Source organism: Gammaproteobacteria bacterium (genome assembly GCA_029884425.1).
Classification (GTDB): Bacteria; Pseudomonadota; Gammaproteobacteria; order S012-40; family S012-40; genus JAOUHV01.
The window spans coordinates 49,253-67,463 of record JAOUHV010000002.1 but is presented as its reverse complement, the minus strand read 5'-3'; the positions used below and the strand labels follow the sequence as shown (position 1 = coordinate 67,463).

11 protein-coding genes are annotated in these 18,211 nt (G+C 52.6%); 8 read left to right on the top strand and 3 right to left on the bottom strand.

Features of this window, described 5'->3' with window-relative positions; genetic code table 11:
- Positions 1–37: 37 nt before the first annotated feature.
- The 8 genes from OEW58_00880 to OEW58_00845 all read left to right on the top strand — a co-directional run bounded on the left by OEW58_00880 (position 38) and on the right by OEW58_00845 (position 11,452).
- Positions 38–970, top strand: a complete 933-nt coding sequence (locus OEW58_00880) for a hypothetical protein (protein ID MDH5299904.1) — start codon at positions 38–40, stop codon at positions 968–970.
- Between the two features lie 269 nt (positions 971–1,239).
- Entirely contained in the window at positions 1,240–3,420 is a 2,181-nt protein-coding gene (locus tag OEW58_00875; protein ID MDH5299903.1) for an ABC transporter substrate-binding protein, read from the top strand.
- A 2-nt stretch (positions 3,421–3,422) separates the two neighbouring features.
- Positions 3,423–4,400: an ABC transporter permease gene (locus tag OEW58_00870; GenBank protein MDH5299902.1), complete on the top strand. Its 978-nt coding sequence runs from the start codon at positions 3,423–3,425 to the stop codon at positions 4,398–4,400.
- An 80-nt stretch (positions 4,401–4,480) separates the two neighbouring features.
- Complete coding sequence (locus OEW58_00865; GenBank protein ID MDH5299901.1) at positions 4,481–5,902, top strand: ABC transporter permease; 1,422 nt, start codon at positions 4,481–4,483, stop codon at positions 5,900–5,902.
- The gene (locus tag OEW58_00860) at positions 5,899–7,944 is read left to right on the top strand and encodes an ABC transporter ATP-binding protein (protein ID MDH5299900.1); all 2,046 of its coding nucleotides are present in this window, start codon (positions 5,899–5,901) and stop codon (positions 7,942–7,944) included. The genes OEW58_00865 and OEW58_00860 overlap by 4 nt, the downstream gene beginning before the upstream one ends.
- A 184-nt stretch (positions 7,945–8,128) precedes the next feature.
- Complete coding sequence (locus tag OEW58_00855; protein ID MDH5299899.1) at positions 8,129–8,848, top strand: DNA alkylation repair protein; 720 nt, start codon at positions 8,129–8,131, stop codon at positions 8,846–8,848.
- A gap of 82 nt (positions 8,849–8,930) precedes the next feature.
- Positions 8,931–9,818, top strand: a complete 888-nt coding sequence (locus OEW58_00850; GenBank protein MDH5299898.1) for a hypothetical protein — start codon at positions 8,931–8,933, stop codon at positions 9,816–9,818.
- A 173-nt stretch (positions 9,819–9,991) separates the two neighbouring features.
- Positions 9,992–11,452: an aminotransferase class V-fold PLP-dependent enzyme gene (locus OEW58_00845; protein MDH5299897.1), complete on the top strand. Its 1,461-nt coding sequence runs from the start codon at positions 9,992–9,994 to the stop codon at positions 11,450–11,452.
- 5 nt (positions 11,453–11,457) lie between these two features.
- Here OEW58_00845 and OEW58_00840 read toward each other — a convergent pair whose 3' ends face one another.
- From OEW58_00840 to OEW58_00830, 3 genes are all read right to left on the bottom strand, one after another.
- Positions 11,458–13,683, bottom strand: a complete 2,226-nt coding sequence (locus OEW58_00840) for an adenylate/guanylate cyclase domain-containing protein (protein ID MDH5299896.1) — start codon at positions 13,681–13,683, stop codon at positions 11,458–11,460.
- A 104-nt stretch (positions 13,684–13,787) separates the two neighbouring features.
- Positions 13,788–17,792, bottom strand: coding sequence for an HYR domain-containing protein (locus OEW58_00835; protein MDH5299895.1), 4,005 nt, complete (start codon positions 17,790–17,792; stop codon positions 13,788–13,790).
- Positions 17,792–18,199, bottom strand: coding sequence for a hypothetical protein (locus OEW58_00830; protein MDH5299894.1), 408 nt, complete (start codon positions 18,197–18,199; stop codon positions 17,792–17,794). Before OEW58_00830 ends, OEW58_00835 begins: the two co-directional genes overlap by 1 nt.
- Positions 18,200–18,211 lie beyond the last annotated feature (12 nt).

Here is an 18,211-nt window from a genome sequence, read left to right as displayed (position 1 = left end):
TATCGGGAAAACAATCAAACATGGAAAGGAGGTTAAGATGGGAACGGTCATTTCAATGAAAGACAGTGATAAAGTTTTGATGGAAAAAATCAAGAGCGATGTGGTTTTTCAGTTGCAGTTCGATATGATGGATGGCGAGGATGTTGATAAAATTGTACATCAGTACCATCAATACGAAGCCGATCAGCAGTCTAATCACCGTCGTGATTTTAATAATACCAACTATGGCTACAAACTGGTCAATAATGGCGACACGCGACGCTCAATTCTGACCATGAACAATGACGTGTTTATTGCCGGCTTGCAGGACTATTATCACCAGTACAATATCCCCAGACTGGATTACAACATGCCAGCACCATTACGGAACGACTTGTACCAGTTGTATCACCATGTTTATGCCATGATGCGACGGATGATGATGCTGATATCCAAGGATGTTTTTAATGACGTCAACTATCTGCAAAACTACATCGCCAAAGAAAACTTTGTCATGGTGTTTAACTATTATTATGCTGTGGACGGTGCACCCAAGGCGGAGTTGACCTGCAAGCGATTCGACGAGCATTATGATTTTTCGCTGATCAGCGTGATTTTTAATGATGATTATCTATACAAAGAATTCAATTTCGAATACGAAAAAGATGGCGAATGGCGGTCGTTGGATAATCAGGATCACCGCTTTACCGTGTTCTTTGGTATGCTGATGGAAATTGTTACTGATGGGGCCTATAAAGCGCTCAACCATCGTACGGTCATGCAGGGGGCAAATCGCAATCGGTTTATGGTCGGATTCTTTGCCCAGCCAGATGAGGACAAGCAGTTGCAGATTTGTGATCAGCATGCGCATTTGCTGGATGGCTATCAGTATGATCACTTTAATCGTGAAATTAGCTACAACACCTTCATGCGGGAAACCATGTGCAGCCAGTTGTTGAAGCTGGATTTGGTTGACGAAGCCGTGGCGTGATACGGTGTGCCAAGTAGCTCAAAAGGGTTCCTTCGGAACCCTTTTTTGTGCCTGCTGATGATTTGGCTAAATATTGTGCTCTTCGTGCCCCGTGTGGCATTGACCCGCTGGAAATAGCGTAGTAAAAGGCCATGTGAGCCGGAGTAAGAAATGCGATCGGTGATGAAACCGGTTTAATGTTTGCAATGCACGCAGGATGTTTCTCCGTTCGGCCGGCAAGTGTGAGTGGTTGGTGCGGTTCCTCAGACTGGAATGAATAGGCGCAAATAATGAGGCAGTACACACGTTGGGCGGCTTGGGTGTCATTACTGACACTGTTGGCTGGTTGTGGTGATGGTCCATGGAATAACCCTTATCCTGCCAGGGATGAGGGTGGCAATATTTTGTACTCGTCATTCAGCGAGCGTCCCAAGCATCTGGATCCTGCCCGCTCATACAGCTCCAACGAATATGAATTCATCGGCCAGATTTACGAGCCGCCGCTGCAATACCATTATCTCAAGCGTCCCTACGAGCTGCTGCCACTGACGCTGGATCGCATGCCCAAGGTGATTTTTCTGGATGCGCAGGGTAATCCGTTGCCTGCCAACGCCCCTGACGAACAGGTGGCGTTCAGTCAGTATCTGCTGGAGCTCAAAACCGGGGTGCAATACCAGCCCCATCCGGCATTTGCCAAAGATGAAAACGGCCAATTTCGTTATCACGCGCTGACCAAACAGCAACTAGAATCGGTACATACCCTTAGCGATTTTAAATACACCGACTCGCGTGAGTTACACGCGTCCGACTACGTGTATCAGATCAAACGTCTGGCCAATCCCGCCAACCATTCGCCTATCTTTGGGCTGATGGCGGACTACATCGTCGGCCTCAAGGAGTATGGCGATAAAATCAACGCCGACTACGAAGCGATGAAGGCACGCGGTGAACAGGGTTATCTGGATCTCAATGCCTATGAAATCGAAGGGGTCCAAGCTCTGGATCGTTTTCGCTACACCATCACGGTGAAGGGAAAGTATCCGCAGTTGGAGTACTGGCTGGCCATGCCGTTTTTTGCCCCCATGCCGGTGGAAGCGGATTTGTTTTATTCCCAGCCCGGGATGGAAGAAAAAAATATCAGTCTGGATTGGTATCCGGTAGGCACAGGCGCGTACATGCTGACGGTGAACAACCCCAATCGGCAAATGATTTTGGAACGCAATCCGAACTATCGCGGTGAGCTCTACCCCCGTGAAGGCATGCCGGAAGATGAAGCTGCTGGTTTGTTAGCCGATGCGGGCAAGAAAATGCCTTTCATCGATAAAATCGTGTTCAGCCTGGAAACCGAAACCATTCCCTATTGGAACAAGTTTCTTCAAGGCTATTACGACACGTCCGGCATCAGTTCTGAAAGTTTTGATCAAGCGGTGCAAATCAATACCGGCGGCGAAGTGGCGCTGACCGAAGAAATGCAAACCAAGGGCATCCAGTTGGCCACGGCGGTGGCATCGAGCACATATTACTTCGGCTTCAACATGAAGGACGATGTGGTCGGCGGCAACAGCAAATCGGCGCAGCGGTTACGTCAGGCGATTTCCATTGCCATGGACTACGAGGAATTTATTTCCATCTTTGCCAACGGTCGCGGTATTGCCGCGCAGGGACCTGTTCCGCCCGGTATTTTTGGTTACAAGGACGGCGAAGCGGGTATCAATCCGGTTGTCTATGATTGGGTGGATGGAAAAGCGCAGCGTAAGAGTATCGAACACGCCAAGCAACTGCTTGCCGAAGCCGGTTATCCCGACGGCGTTGATGCGAAAACTGGTGCGCCATTAACACTGAATCTGGATATTGTGGCTTCCGGCCCCGATGACAAAGCGCGCTTGAGTTGGTATCGAAAACAGTTCCAGAAACTCAATATTCAATTGGTGATACGCAACACCATGTACAACCGTTTCCAGGAAAAAATGAGCAAAGGTACAGCACAGATTTTCACCTGGGGCTGGAATGCCGATTATCCGGATCCGGAGAATTTCATGTTCTTGCTGTACGGGCCAAACAGTAAAGCGGATCATCAGGGCGAGAATGCAGCCAATTATTCCAACCCCAAGTTTGATAAACTGTTCGAGAAAATGAAGAACATGGAAAATGGCCCCGAACGCCAGGCCATCATTGACGAAATGACCAAAATCGTTCGCGAAGATTCGCCCTGGATATGGGGATTGCATCCCAAGAGTTATGCGCTGTATCACCAGTGGTATAAAAACTCCAAACCAAACCTGATGTCACACAACACGATGCAGTACAAACGAATTGATGCCTCTGTGCGTGCGCAGCAGCGATTGGCGTGGAATCCGCCGGTGTTGTGGCCCATTGCCCTGGTGGCTGGTTTACTGCTGGTGGTGATTATTCCCGCCGTTGTCATCTACCGTCGGCGTGAGCACATGGCTCCCCGTAAGGCGAGGGTGTAATCATGCTGGCATATATTACCCGGCGAATTTTATACGCGATCCCGATTTTGTTGGGCGTGAATCTGATTACCTTTGTGCTGTTCTTTGTGGTCAACTCGCCAGATGACATGGCGAGAATGCATTTGGGTGAGAAGCGTGTCACTCCTGAAGCTGTGCAGCAATGGAAGGTGGAGCACGGTTACGACAAGCCCTTGTTGTTTAACGATGATGAGGTGGGGCTGGGAGTTGTTACCGAGACCATCTTTTACCAGAACAGCGAAAAATTATTCACCTTTGAATTTGGTTTGTCGGACGCAGGTCGCGATATTGCCCAAGACATCGGTGAACGAATGTGGCCCAGTCTGGCCATTGCATTGCCTACCTTTATCATTGGACTGCTGGTTAACATTACCTTTGCGTTACTGGTTGCATTTTTCCGTGGTAGTTATCTGGATGTGAGCGCCGTGGTGTTGTGCGTGGTGTTGATGTCTATTTCAGGTCTGTTTTACATCATCGGTGGTCAATGGCTAGTGGGCAAAATGCTGCATCTAGTGCCTATCTCCGGTTACGAAACTGGAAGTGATGCGTTCAAGTTTATTATTCTGCCGGTGATTATCGGTGTGATTGGCGGGATTGGTTCGGGAACACGCTGGTATCGCACCATTTTCCTCGAAGAAATAAATCGTGATTATGTTCGCACGGCGCGCTCCAAAGGTTTGGGCGAAAATGTTGTGCTGTTCAAGCATGTGCTCAAAAACGCGATGATTCCAATTTTGACCGGCGCAGTCGTGGTGCTGCCGCTGTTGTTCATGGGTAGCCTGATTGTCGAATCGTTTTTTGGTATTCCAGGGCTGGGTAGTTACACCATTGATGCGATTAACAGCCAGGACTTTGCGATTGTGCGCTCGATGGTGTTTTTGGGATCGGTGTTGTACATCATCGGTCTGACATTGACCGATATTTCCTACACGTTGGTTGATCCGCGGATTAGGTTGGGCTGATGGACAAAGTAAAACGGCATAGCAGTGTCATTTGGCTGGGCGGCGTGGCGTTGCTTGTGTTATTGGCTTATGTCAGCGCGATGCTGACGGCGGACGCCAAACCCGTGGTGCTGTGGACCGATGCGCTGGTTTATTTGTTGCTGCTGGCGATTACCGGCTTCGTGTTGTACGCACGTGGTCGCGAACATTATCGTGACCCGTGGCGTCAGGTGTTGCGCAGTCGCCTGGGGATGGCCTCGCTGGTGATATTGCTGGCGTATGTGCTGGTGGGCTTGCTGGACTCGGTGCATTTTCGTTTGCCGGCGCAAGCGCAGGAACAAAGCCAGGAGCAGCATTATTCTGCCGATGTGCTCAGCGTATTGGACTTGGTGTTGGGGCCAATGCGCGAACAGGAAGAAAAAACCTATTCAGCACCATTTGCGACGCATCTGTATGCCAAAGAAACCGTCGAAGGAGAGGATGGTCAGAAAATGCGCGTGTACCCCCGCTTGCAGTTCGGTGGTGCGCATTTGCAAAATCCTGACGAGGATTGGGCTGAGGATATTGGTTCGCTGGGAATGCAAGGCGCATTATGGGGCATAGGCTGCTGGCTGCTGCTGGTTAGCTTGGTTGTAGTGCGCTTGTCGCAGCTTTGGCAAAAAAGCTTTAGCGCGGCGCTGAAGGATGTTGTGTTTGGCAAATCCGATGTGGCCTGGCATGTGATTTTTTTAACGATGGGCATTTTGTTTGTCCTGATAGCAATGATTGCAGTCTATGCGCCTAAATATCACGTGCTGGGCACGGATAAAGTTGGTCAGGATGTGTTGTATCAGGCGATAAAAAGTATTCGCACCGGCTTGGTGATAGGTACGCTGACGACGCTGATCATGCTGCCGTTTGCGGTCATGCTGGGCATTATGGCAGGCTATTTTAAGGGCTGGGTCGACGATGTGATCCAGTATTTGTACACCACGCTCAATTCCATTCCGGGCGTGCTGTTGATTGCTGCGGCAGTGTTGATGATGCAGGTTTACATGAGCAACCATCCGGAGCTGTTTGAAACCGAAACCCATCGCGCCGATTTACGGCTGTTTTTCCTGTGTGTGATTTTGGGTATTACCTCCTGGACGGGTTTGGCCAGATTGTTGCGGGGCGAGGCATTGAAACTGCGCGAAATGGAGTTTGTGCAGGCGGCGGAAGCATTTGGCGTATCAAAATTTAAAATCATTCAGCGCCACATTCAGCCCAATGTCATGCACCTGGTGTTGATTGCTGTGGTGCTCGATTTTTCTGGCCTGGTGTTGGCCGAAGCCGTTTTAAGTTATGTGGGCGTGGGTGTTGATCCGTCCATGCATAGCTGGGGAAATTTGATCAACGGTGCGCGTCTGGAAATGGCGCGTGAACCTATCGTTTGGTGGTCGTTGCTGGCGGCATTTATTTTTATGTTCGTGCTGGTGCTGGCAGCCAATCTGTTTTCTGATGCAGTGCGTGATGCCTTTGATCCACGCATTCGCAAGCAATAGTTGAAAGTGATGCCATGAGTGATGTGCTGCTGGAAGTAAAGAATCTCAAAACCTGGTTTGATACCCGCAACGGTGTAGCCACGATTGTTGACGGTGTCAGTTTTCAAGTCCGTCGGGGCGAGACGTTCGCGCTGCTGGGAGAGTCCGGCTGCGGAAAATCGATGACGGCCTTGTCGATTATGCGACTGCTGCCGCAACAGGCTTCAACCAATTTTTCCGGTGAAGTGTTGCTGGATGGTGAAGATTTGCTCTGTCTGCCGGAGGTTGCCATGCGCAATGTGCGTGGCAACCGGATTGCGATGATTTTTCAGGAGCCGATGACGTCGCTCAATCCGGTGTTGACGGTGGGCACCCAGATTGGCGAGGTACTTAAGCGACACAAAAATCTGAGTGGCCGCGCTGCGCGCGAACGCATTATCGAATTGTTGGAAGCGGTGGGCATTCCCGCGCCGGAATCTCGCGTGGATGAATATCCACATCAGCTTTCTGGCGGGATGAAGCAGCGGGTGATGATTGCCATTGCGCTGGCATGTGAGCCGGATTTATTGATTGCCGACGAGCCGACCACTGCGCTGGATGTGACCATTCAGGCGCAGGTGTTGGATTTGCTCAAGGATTTGCAGCGCAAGACCGGTATGGCTGTGCTGTTGATTACCCATGACTTGGGCGTGGTGTCGGAAATGGTTGATCAGGTCGCGGTGATGTATGCCGGCCAGATAGTCGAGACTGCAACGCGCCACAACTTTTTCACCAATCCCCAGCATCCGTACAGCCAAAAATTATTTGAAGCGCTGCCGAGCATGAAAAAGCGCGATCAGGCATTGGCGCAAATTCCTGGACGCGTTCCATCGCTGGATCAAACCTTCCATAGTTGTCGTTTCGCACCGCGTTGTTCGTATGCCTGGGAAGTATGTAATCAGCAGGTGCCTGCCTGGATTGCTGGCGTCGGGCATGAAGGTGTTCGATGCTTTTTACATGATCCGACATATGGCGGTCATCAGGTGGTAAAGCATGATACAGAGGTTGTTACGTATACGCCTCAATCACGCATTGCGGAAACGCTGATAAAAATTACCGACCTGAAAGTTCACTTCCCCATCACCAAAGGCTTGTTCAAGCGCACCGCAGGTTATGTCTATGCGGTGGATGGTGTCAGCCTGCAAGTGGAGAAAGGCCGGACATTGGCGTTGGTGGGTGAGTCGGGTTGTGGCAAGACCACCTTGGGCAAGAGTGTGCTGCAATTAACTCGTCCTACGGCCGGTTCGGTGGTGTTTGATGGTGTCGAATTGACCCAGCTAAAAAGCGCAGCACTACGCAAGGCGCGACGCGATTTTCAGATTATTTTCCAGGACCCATTTTCATCCATGAATCCACGGATGATGGTGGGTGACATCATCGAAGAAGGTATGTTGGCGCAAAATATTGGTGCCAACCGCGATGAGCGTATGGCCAGAGTGGATGAATTGTTGAATCAGGTTGGCTTGTCACCTGCGCATAAATTCCGCTATCCGCACGAGTTTTCTGGTGGTCAGCGCCAGCGAATTTGTATTGCGCGTGCCTTGGCGGTGAATCCAAAGCTGATTGTTTGTGATGAGCCAACGTCTGCACTGGATGTGTCGGTGCAGGCGCAAATTCTCAATCTGCTGAAAAAATTGCAGAACGAATTAGGTCTCACCTTTTTGTTCATAACGCACAATATTTCGGTGGTTGCGTATTTGGCAGACGAAGTTGCCGTGATGTACCTGGGGCGAATTGTCGAGCAAGGCAAGGTGGCAACCATTCTTGAGCGGCCCATGCATCCCTATACGCGAGCATTGCTGTCGGCGGTGCCGGTGGTGGATCAGGAAAGCAAAATCGAAAAGGTGCAGTTGCAGGGCGATCCACCTTCGCCCATTCAGCCACCACAGGGTTGCCATTTCCATCCTCGTTGTGCGGAAGCCAAGCCTGAGTGTTCACAGTCTTATCCGGCGATGACGAATCTGGGTGATGGTCATGTGGTGCGCTGTTATCTGTACGCGTCGCCGGCAAATTCAAAACAATAAAACATTGTTGGGATATGGATGATGCTAGGTGACTTTGCGGATTTATCTCTGGGGCGAAAGATTGTTATCGCGCTATTGGGCCTGATCATTGTTGCAGGGCCGTTTATCCTGCTGTTTTTGCATTTTGGCTTTAAGGATTAACCCTGTGCCGCAGTGCTTCTGTTGTTGGGGCGAGTGAGGAAAAATGAGCGCAGCTCTGTTTAGTGCGCAGAATGTCTTGCAGGACTTGCAAGTCCAGTCTGATGCCGAGGACGCAAAAAACCTGCAGCGTTTTTTTAAAACCGGCGCAGGTGACTACGGCGAAGGCGATGTTTTTCTCGGTATCCGCGTGCCGGTGCTGCGAAAAATGGTCAAGCACTATCGGGGGATTGCATTGGCGCAAAGTGTTGCGCTGCTGCAATCGCCATATCATGAGGCGCGTTTACTGGCGCTGCTAATCATGGTGGATAGTTTTCAACGCGGCGATGCCGCTACCCAGCAAGCTATTTATCAAGCCTATCTTCAGCATCGCAAATACGTGAACAACTGGGATCTGGTGGATAGCTCAGCCCATCATGTTGTCGGCGCATATCTGCATGGTCAGGAAAAATCGATACTGATTCAGCTGGCACAATCAAAAATCCTTTGGGATAGGCGCATTGCCATGATTGCCTGTTTTTTTGACATCAAACGTGGTGAATTTTCTTCGGCTGTAACGATCGCAGAATTGTTGTTGCAAGACGAACACGATCTGATGCACAAGGCGGTAGGCTGGATGCTGCGTGAGATAGGCAAGCGTGACCTCGAGGTGGAAATCGGGTTTTTGCAACGCCACTATCAGCAGATGCCCAGGACCATGCTGCGTTACGCGATTGAACATTTTCCCGAGTCATTGCGCCAAGCCTATTTGCAGGGAAGAGTGTGACCCAGTTGACATTTCTTCGTCAATAATGAGTCCAGCGTTCCGATATCAAATGGTAGACGGTCAATATTCTATCGGAGTGGCTATGAAACTGGCGAGCAAAGCAGTATTGAGTTTATTGGTGGTGGCTCTTGGCGTCGCCGGTTGCAAATCAAAATCTGATGAGGAAAAACCGATAGATCTTCCACCCAGGTTGTCTATGGTGGTGAACTACGATGATTTTCCGCCAGATGCACCGGCCAAGGCAGCGTACAATTCAGTATCGCAATACGATTTTTCCACCTCCTCTGTGGATACGCTGAAGCAGACCTACGCAGCGATGGCGCCAACTCCCTCAGGTTATTTTTCCGAGGCGGCGATCAAGGTTATTTTCTGGAAGGCGATTACTGACATTGGTTTGTTGGTGCCGCGTTTAGCCTTTATTTCAGCATTTAGCCACAAGCCAGTGAAGGACGAGAATGATCACTGGGTGTGGAATTACCCATTTGGCCTGGTGTATACCGCTCGTTTGGTGGGCTATGTACAAAATTCACAAGTGCATTGGGAAATGTATATTTCCAAAAACGACGGAACCATCAGCAACTTCAAGTGGTACACCGGTACTCACGATCTGGCTTACACCAGTGGCAGTTGGGTGATGTACGAGAGTGCCGCTAATCCTACCGTAGAGTTGCTGCAGATTGACTGGACGCGCGATCCAGTCACGGCGACAGGATCGATTAAATACACCAACATAAAGGTGGGTGATGCGGAAAATGGCGGCTACATTTACTATGATTCCACCACGCCGCAATTGTTGCCGGGCTATGATCGCAACTTTGATATTTTCAACAAAGGTCAGAATAATTTGACTGAAATTGAATGGAATCATTTAACCAAAGTGGGGCGTATAAAGAGTCCCAACACAGTTGGCGTGAACTGGGTCTACTGGGATGCGACGTTGGCGAACAGTGCCGCACCTCCGCTGCAATAATTTGATTGATCAGCAAGTCATTTTCAAAGGGCTGCCATCAGGCGGCCCTTTGTGCTTATGCGAAATATGAATTTAGCTTATACGATTTTCTTGCAATGCTTTATAGACGTGAGGCGAGCTGCGAGAATGCCCGGCTGATTAGAAGGCAATTAGCTACGAAAGGCAGTCGCTGCATGGCACTTAAGCCAAGTTTTTCTGAAACCGCATTTTATGGTCTCAATACCCACTATCCCCTGGCCGATGGCCGTATCAGTCGCCGAATTTATCTGGACTCATCGGCGTCTACCTTGATGATGAAGCCCGCGCTGGAGGCTGCACAGGCTTATCTGGAGCATTATTCCAATACGCATTCGACAGTGCATACTTCGGCACACATCACCGATTACACGTTGCGCTGGGCGCAGCAGCAGATTTTGAATTTTGTCGGTGCGTCGACGACTGACTATATCTGCATCAGCCAGGGCAGTGGCACCACAGGTGTCGCGAATCGATTGGCCGCAGGTCTGGCAACATTACGGCCAGAGCGTGGTGTGGTGCTGGTGTCGGGTATGGAGCATCACTCCAATGATTTGCCGCATCGATTGCATGCGCAACAAGTGGAGCATATTCCACTGTGCGGTGCGGGGGCGAATTCGGGGGCGGTGGATTTACAGGCGCTGGCGGCCTTGCTGGAAAAATATCGGCAGCAGGTCAATTACGTTGCGGTTACCGGTGTCAGTAATGTGACCGGAATTGCGAATCCGCTAGCGGAAATTGCGTGCCTAGCCCATGCCCACGGTGCTTATCTGGTGGTGGATGCGGCGCAAATGGCGGCTCATGCACCATTGAAAGTAAGCGAATGGGACGTGGATTTTGTCATGTTGTCCGGTCACAAAATTTATGCGCCCGGTTCACCGGGAATATTGGTGGCGCGCGCCGAATTGCTGCAACACATGCTGCCTCGCGAGGTCGGTGGTGGTGTGGTGGATAAGGTGAGTGTGCATCATTACGATCTGGTGGACGATTTGGTCGATCGTGAACACGCGGGCACGCCGAACATTTTTGGCACGGTGTTGCTTGGATGTGTGACGCACATTTTAATGCAGTACGGTATGGAGAAAATCCGCGATAACGAGTACGAACTGCATCGCTGGGCCTGTCAGTTGTTGCGTGAGCGTTGTCCATCGATACGCATTTATGGTGATAGCGCTAACTGCGAACGGTTGGGATCGCTGTCATTTAATTTGCGGGGCATCGAGCACGGCCTGGTGGCGGCGGTACTCAATGATTTTTTCGGAATCGCCGTTCGCAATCAATGTTTCTGTGCCCACCCCTATGTGCATACCATGTTGCTCGATGATTTAATCGATACGGATTTTGGTGACATGACTCCGCAGCAGTTGGAGTATTATGCCTCAGCGCATCGCGGTATGGTGCGCGCCAGCTTTGGCTTGTACACCCAGCGCGAAGATGTGGAAGCATTGGCTGATGCTCTGTGCCAGATTGCCAATAATATTGCGGAATACAGTGATAAATATCGTCTGGATGACGACGGCGGATTTGTGTTGCGTCAGCCACGCGCCAAGCCGAACGAGTTGTTCGATATTGAAAAAATTCTGCATGAGAGTACGCGGCGGTTTTTGCTGACAGTCTAGCTGGGCTATTTGCTGTCGTGGTTGTACACGCCATTCCAGTCAGGTTCGGCGGGCTTGTCGATGAAAGTTTGGCAGCGTTCCATGTAGATGCTGTAGAGTTTACGTGGCTCTTTGGCGTATAGCGCTGCAAATTGTTGTTTGGCGTGTTGCCATTGGCGTTGACGATAGGCATTGAGCGCTTGCTGGTAATCATCCAGTGCGGTTTTTTGCTCAATGCTCAACTGCGTTTTTTTACCCAGCGGTTCATAAATGGTCACAGGTTCTGTCTTGCCGACGACGGTGACCAGATCCAGTTCGCGGAAGGTGTAATCCGGGCAGCCTGCACGGGTGGTTTCGCTGACGATAATGTTAACGCCGTAGCGTTTGCTTAATGATTCCAGTCGCGATCCCAGATTGACCGAGTCGCCCAGCACGGTATAGGACATGCGAAACTGGGAGCCGATGTTGCCGACGAACATCGGGCCGCTGTTGATGCCAACGCCGATGTTGATTTCTGGCCAGCCTTGACGCTTGAGCTCGAGACGCATTTTTTGCAAACGCTCAATCATTTCCAGCGAGGCTTCCATCGCGTGCTGCGCATGTTTTTCATCGCGCAAGGGCGCGCCCCAAAAAGCCATGATGGCATCGCCGATGTATTTGTCGATGGTGCCACGGTGGTTTTGCAGCGCCTGGGTCATTTCGCTGAAGTAATAATTCATCATGCGCGTCAGTTCTTTTGGCGCCAGCGATTCTGACAAATTGGTAAAGCCACGAATGTCGGTGAACATGACCGACATCTCGCGGGTTTCGCCTTCCATGCCGTAGTCGTTTTCGTTGTCCAGTTCGTCTACCAGTTCTGGTGGAATATATTGGCGGAACACTTTGGCCATTTGTCGCTTGGAGCGATTTTCAACGAAGTAGGTGTAAGTCATGTTGAAAAAAAACACGACGGCGATGAACATCATTTGCGTGGCGACGGGCAATACGATGTTCATTTCATGCCACGCATACAAGCCGCCAGCGAAGGTGGCGGAAAATAACAGTGTAGCACCCAGAATGGTGATGGGGACGTTGGCAAAGTGGAACAGTGTACTCAGCAAAATCCAGCTGACAATCAGGCTGACGAATAACACCCCCTGCAGGTAGGCGGGATTTTGTTTAATGGTGCCGTCCAGAATGCCTGCGATCAAATTGGCGTGAACTTCTACTCCGGGATATAAATTTTGCACCGGTGTGGAACGCACATCCAGTAAGCCCGCTGCGGTGGTGCCGACCAGCACGATGGCATCTTCCAGTGTTTTGGTGGGCAGGGTTTTGTTTAGCACGTCGACAGCAGAAACGTAGACAAAACTGCCAGAGCTGCCGCGATAGGGCACAAGCGCTGCGCCGCGTTCATCTACCGGAATGGTGAAGGCGCCGACTTGCAATTGCTCCAGTCCCAGATTCAAACCATCGGCTTGGGTGGCGTCGTTGACTGTCATGCCGAGCGGTGGGAATTGCATCAGGCTGCGCACCATCGCCAGTGACAAGGCTTCGTACAAATCATCGCCATAGCGCTGCAGCATGGGTACGGCGCGAATCACGCCGTCGCTGTCCACGGTGGGCAGATCAATGAAGCCCCCATGAGCGGCGTGCTGTTGCAATACGGGCAGGCTGGCGCCAAAGCCCAGCGCCTGGACGAAGGGAATATTTTTGTTGGCTTCGCTGAGGGTGGCGATGGGCGCAGGCAATTCGCCCTTGGCGATTTCGGCGTTGTCGGCCGAGGAAGTATTGGCAAAAAAGTATCCCATGATCACGTTGCGGTTTTGCAGCGCGTTGGCAAAGATGGTGTCGTACTGTAGCTGAGGACGCAGTTGGGCGAGTGCGTGCTGATAGTCTGGATTGTTGTGCAGTTGCTGCTGACCAAATTGTTCGAGTATGCCCAGCCCGGAGCTGGTGTCGGCTTCAGCGAACAGCACGTCGAAGCCGGTGACAGAAACGTGGTAATGGTCGAACAGGTTGTTCACCAGTTCAGCGAGAACATTGCGGCTCCATGGCCAGCGTCCGACCTGCTCCAGACTGCGTTCATCGATATCGACAATGACAATGCGTTGGTCTGGCTCGGTGGCGGGATAGAGATTAACGCGAAAATCGTAGGATTTTTTCTCCAGCGTTCCCAGTAGTGGCAATTGGAAAACGTGCGTAGCGTGCGCCAGAAACAGCGACAGAATCACCAGACTGATGAGTTGACGAATAAGGCGGGTGCGGTTCATGACCATGCCACGTTACGGGATTGACCCTTTGGCGGCATTTTTGTGGCTGTTCTTGAACGGAAAAGCGGCAGTGAGGAAGGACTTACCTCACTGCCGGGATTGGATTACTTGGAGCGTTTGTCGTCTTTACGGTCTGACTTTTTGTCATCGCGACGATCGTGGTCGCGCTCGTCATGTTTATCTTTGTCGACGCTGACTTGGGCGCTCTGGCTGTTCATGTTGCCGGAGAAGTCACTGACATTGACGCTGATGTTGTACAGACGGTCTTTGCCTTTGTGATCTTTTTCGGCACGCAGATAAATCAGCCATTCGCCGTTGCGTTCTTCCACCAGCCAGTCGCGATCACGGTCGTGGCCACGGCCAGGTTGGTTGCCGCTGCTGCTGATCTGGATATCGACCTTGGGCTTGCCGTCCACCAAGTCACGAATGTTTTGCACTTTGGCAGCCAGCACCAACTTGTGATTGGGTGACCACAAGCGGTCGCGCAACACGTTCAGCGCAAAGCTGGGCGCGGTGGTGTCGACCACGGTGATGCGTTGGACTCCAATGCGGCTGTTGCCGTTGGCATCGGTTGCTACCCATTCCACCAGGGTGGTGCCCAGTGGGTAGGCCGCAGGCGCATTGTTGCGCATGTTGACCGCGAACAGGTCGCTGGCAGTGGCCTGGCCAATGTTGATGGTGGTTAGTTCACCGCTGGCTTCGACCACCAGGTCGGCGGGCACATTCAGCACAGGCTTGGTGGTGTCCACCACTTTGAGCAGCATGCTGTCACTGCCGGTGTTGCCACTGGCATCGCTGGCGTTGACGGTGATGACATGCTGTCCCAATGGGTACACGGGCAATGAGGGTACGATCTGGATATTCATCGCACCACAGTCGCAGATGTCGCTGGCCTGATAGCTGGGAACAAACGCGGCACCGGCAGCACTGGTGGCTTCAACCACCATGTCGATACCTGCAGTGACCACCGGCGCGGTGGTGTCGATGACTTTTACTGACTGCGATTTTTGGCTGACATTGCCGTTTTCATCGCGCGCGGTCCACAGCACGGAATGGCTGCCCAGCGCATAGCCGGATTGACCATTGTTGCTGATAGTGACGTTGAAAATATCGGTTGCTGTAGCTTGGCCAAGAACCACGGAAGTAAGTGCTCCCGTCGCTTCGATAACTACATCCGCAGGCAAGGTCAGCACAGGGGCGGTGGTATCAACCACGCGCACGGTCTGTTTACCACGAGCGATGTTACCGCTGTCGTCGGTGGCCAGCCAGTTGACGATGGTGCTACCCAAGGGGAAGGCGCTGGGCGCATCGTTACTGAGTGTGGTACCGAAAATATCCTTGGCAATGGCGTTACCGATGCTGACCGGAGTCAGACGGGCGCTGGCCTCAACACTGATGTCAGCTGGCAGGGTCAGCGCAGGCGCAGTGGTATCAACCACACGCACGGTCTGTTTGCCACGGGCGATGTTGCCGCTGTCGTCGGTGGCCAGCCAGTTGACGATGGTGCTGCCCAAGGGGAAGGCGCTGGGCGCATCATTGCTGAGGCTGATACCGAAAATATCCTTGGCAATGGCGTTGCCGATGTTGACTGAGGTCAGAATGGCGCTGGCCTCAACGCTGATATCGGCTGGCAGGGTCAGCACGGGCGCAGTGGTGTCAACTAGGCTGACGCGCTGGGTGGCGCTGCGGCTGTTGCCATTGCTGTCAGTGGCAGTCCACCGCACTTGTGTTTGCCCCAGGGGATAAACGATGGGCGCGTTGTTGCTGATGGTGACATCAAAAATGTCTGTCGCGGTGGCGCTGCCGATGTTGATGCTGCTGTTGATGTCGTTAGCCTCGCGGGTGACATCTGCAGGAATGGTCAGGGTGGGTGCGATCGTGTCCTGCACCTTGATGCTGACCTGCTTGCTGGTTTTGTTGCCAGCGTGATCGGTGGCAGTGACACTGACCGGGGTGATGCCCAGTGGGTAAATGCTCAGGCTGGGGATCAGCAGCACGTTGATGGTGCCGCAGCCAACGCAGCTGTCGCTGACGTTGTAGCCAATGCTATAGGGCGCGCCGCCACGGGAAGTGGCTTCGAGCACCGCGTCACCCTGGGTGATCAGCAGGCTGGGAGCGATGGTATCCCGCACGGTGATTTTTTGTTGCGCACTGCGCTTGTTGCCATTGGCGTCGGTGGCGGTCCAGGTGATCAGGCTTTGTCCCAGCGGGAATGTCGCAGGGGCGTTGTTGACCACGGTAACCGGGAAAATGTCGCTGGCCTGGGCGTTGCCGATGTTGACGCTCATGGGCAGGGCAGTGGCTTCGATCACTTTGTCGGTCGGAATGGTCAGGCTGGGCAGCGTGGTGTCACGCACGGTGATGACCATGCTGTCAGAGGCCGAGTGATTGGCCTTGTCAAACGCAGTCACGGTCACAGTGGTGTTGCCCAGTGGGTAATATTGCGGCGTGGGGTTCACGGTTACGCCGTTGAGGGAGCAACTGTCCGCCGCAGTGTAAGCAACATTGTGTTGTGCGCCCTGGGTAGAGGTCGCTTCCACCACCACATCCGCCCCGGCTGATACGGTGGGGGCCTGGTTGTCGACAACGTTGACGATAATGCTGTCGGTGCTGCTGGTGCCGGAGGCATCAGTGACGGTGAGCGTCACGGTATGACTGCCTACGCCGAAGAAGGCGTTAATTGCACTGCCGGAGAGTGTGCCAAACGGACCGCTCCAGCTGTATGTCAGGCTTTGGTTGTCTGGATCATAAGACTGGCTGGCGTCGAGGCTGACATAAGCGCCGCCGTTGCTGCAGGCCTGGTCGATCGGTTGTGTGGCCTTGGCCACGGGCGCGACGTTGGGCGCAGGATCCAGGTGACGGGCGTACACGTCCATCTGGCCATTGGTGTCGCTGCTGTGCAGCGCATCTGAACTGGTGAAGGCGACCACGGTGCCGTCTTTGTTGATGTCGGCCCAATCGACCACGCTTTGCGTACCCTGTTGGCCGTTGACGCCGACGCTGACCAACTGTATTTGCTTGGTAAAGCGGTCGTAGACGAACTGATCGGCGACGCCGTTGCTGTCGCTGGCCACCAGGTTGGAGGCATCCGAGGTAAACGTGACGAAACGGCCATCACCACTGACATGAGGCGACAGGCTGCGACCATTGGGAGCAGCGCTGCCCTGGATGCGCTCAATGTTGCCGGTTTTACGATCCAGCACGAAAACGTCGACAAAGCCGTTGGTGTCGTTGGCAACCACGTCAGTGGCTTGGGAAACGAAGGCAACGATGCGGCCGTCGTAGCTGATGCTAACTTTGCCAGTGTGGCTGTTTTTCATACCAGCCAGGCGCTTGACGCTTTTGTCCAGACGATCGAAAAGGTAGATGTCGTACTGGTCGGCTGGACTTTGGCCGTCCAGGTTGCTGGCGATACTGTTGAACACCACATAGCGGCCATCAGTGCTGATTTCCGGGCTGAGGTTGTCATTGTCGCTGGCCTGGCCAGCGGCATTTTTGCTGATCAGCTCAACGGTACCAGTGACCAGGTCTTTCAGATAAATTTGGCGCTTGTTGTTGGTGTTGGTGCTGACCAGATTGGTGGCCATACTGGCAAAAGCTACGTAGCGGCCGTCGTCGCTGACCACGCCATCGTGACTGTGGGCATTGCTGACCTGGCCACTGGCGTTGGAGCTGACCAGTTTGATCGTGCCGGTTTGCAAGTCGCGCAGATAAACGTCGGTGGTTGCGTTGGTGTCCGCTGGGGCCAGATTGGTGGCAAAACTTTCAAACACCACGTAACGACCGTTGGCGCTGACGCGCGGATCATTGCTGTGGCCGTTGGCGGCCACGCCTTGGGCATTGGTGGCCAACAGGGTGATCTGGCCTGTTTGCGAATTCTTCATCAGCGCGTGGAACAAGATAGTGCCGGTGCCATTGAACAGGCCGCTGGCGGTGGAGGTGAATACCACAATGTTGCCATCGCCGCTGACGTCCGGCACGTTGCTCTTGCCGGCAAAGCTCTGGTTGTTAATCGTGCTGACCCATTCGGTGTGGCTTGCCTGCGCGTTGAAGCAAACCATGGCAATGGCCGCAGCGACGGCGCTGCGTGCAAAAGTTGGCTTACGCATTATTGGTTCCCCCCTTGGCTGTGCAACGGCAGTTCAATGTTCTTGTCGCCAGGCAATTTGCCGTTGAGCAGGAACAAGACTGGCAGTTGTGAACTGAAATACTCCTTGGCCAGTGGGGTATCGGCGGTGAGGTACAGAACTGTTTGCCCCATTGCCGGCAAGTAGCCAACATTAACTGCTTGGTTGCGCTCGTCCAGCGCGAATTCATCGCCACCGGGATAAATCTTCACATTGTGCAAATCACTGCTGCCAACGTTGCTGACAGTAAGGGCCAGGGTGATGGACGAGTACACCCCGTGGTTGCCTGTGGCAACCACACGGTGTGACACTGAAACTTGTTCAACAGCGCCGGCCGATGAAAACGCGAGTAAAGCGAATGTGGCGGTTAACGTCTTGATAGGTTTCATGTCCAAAACTCC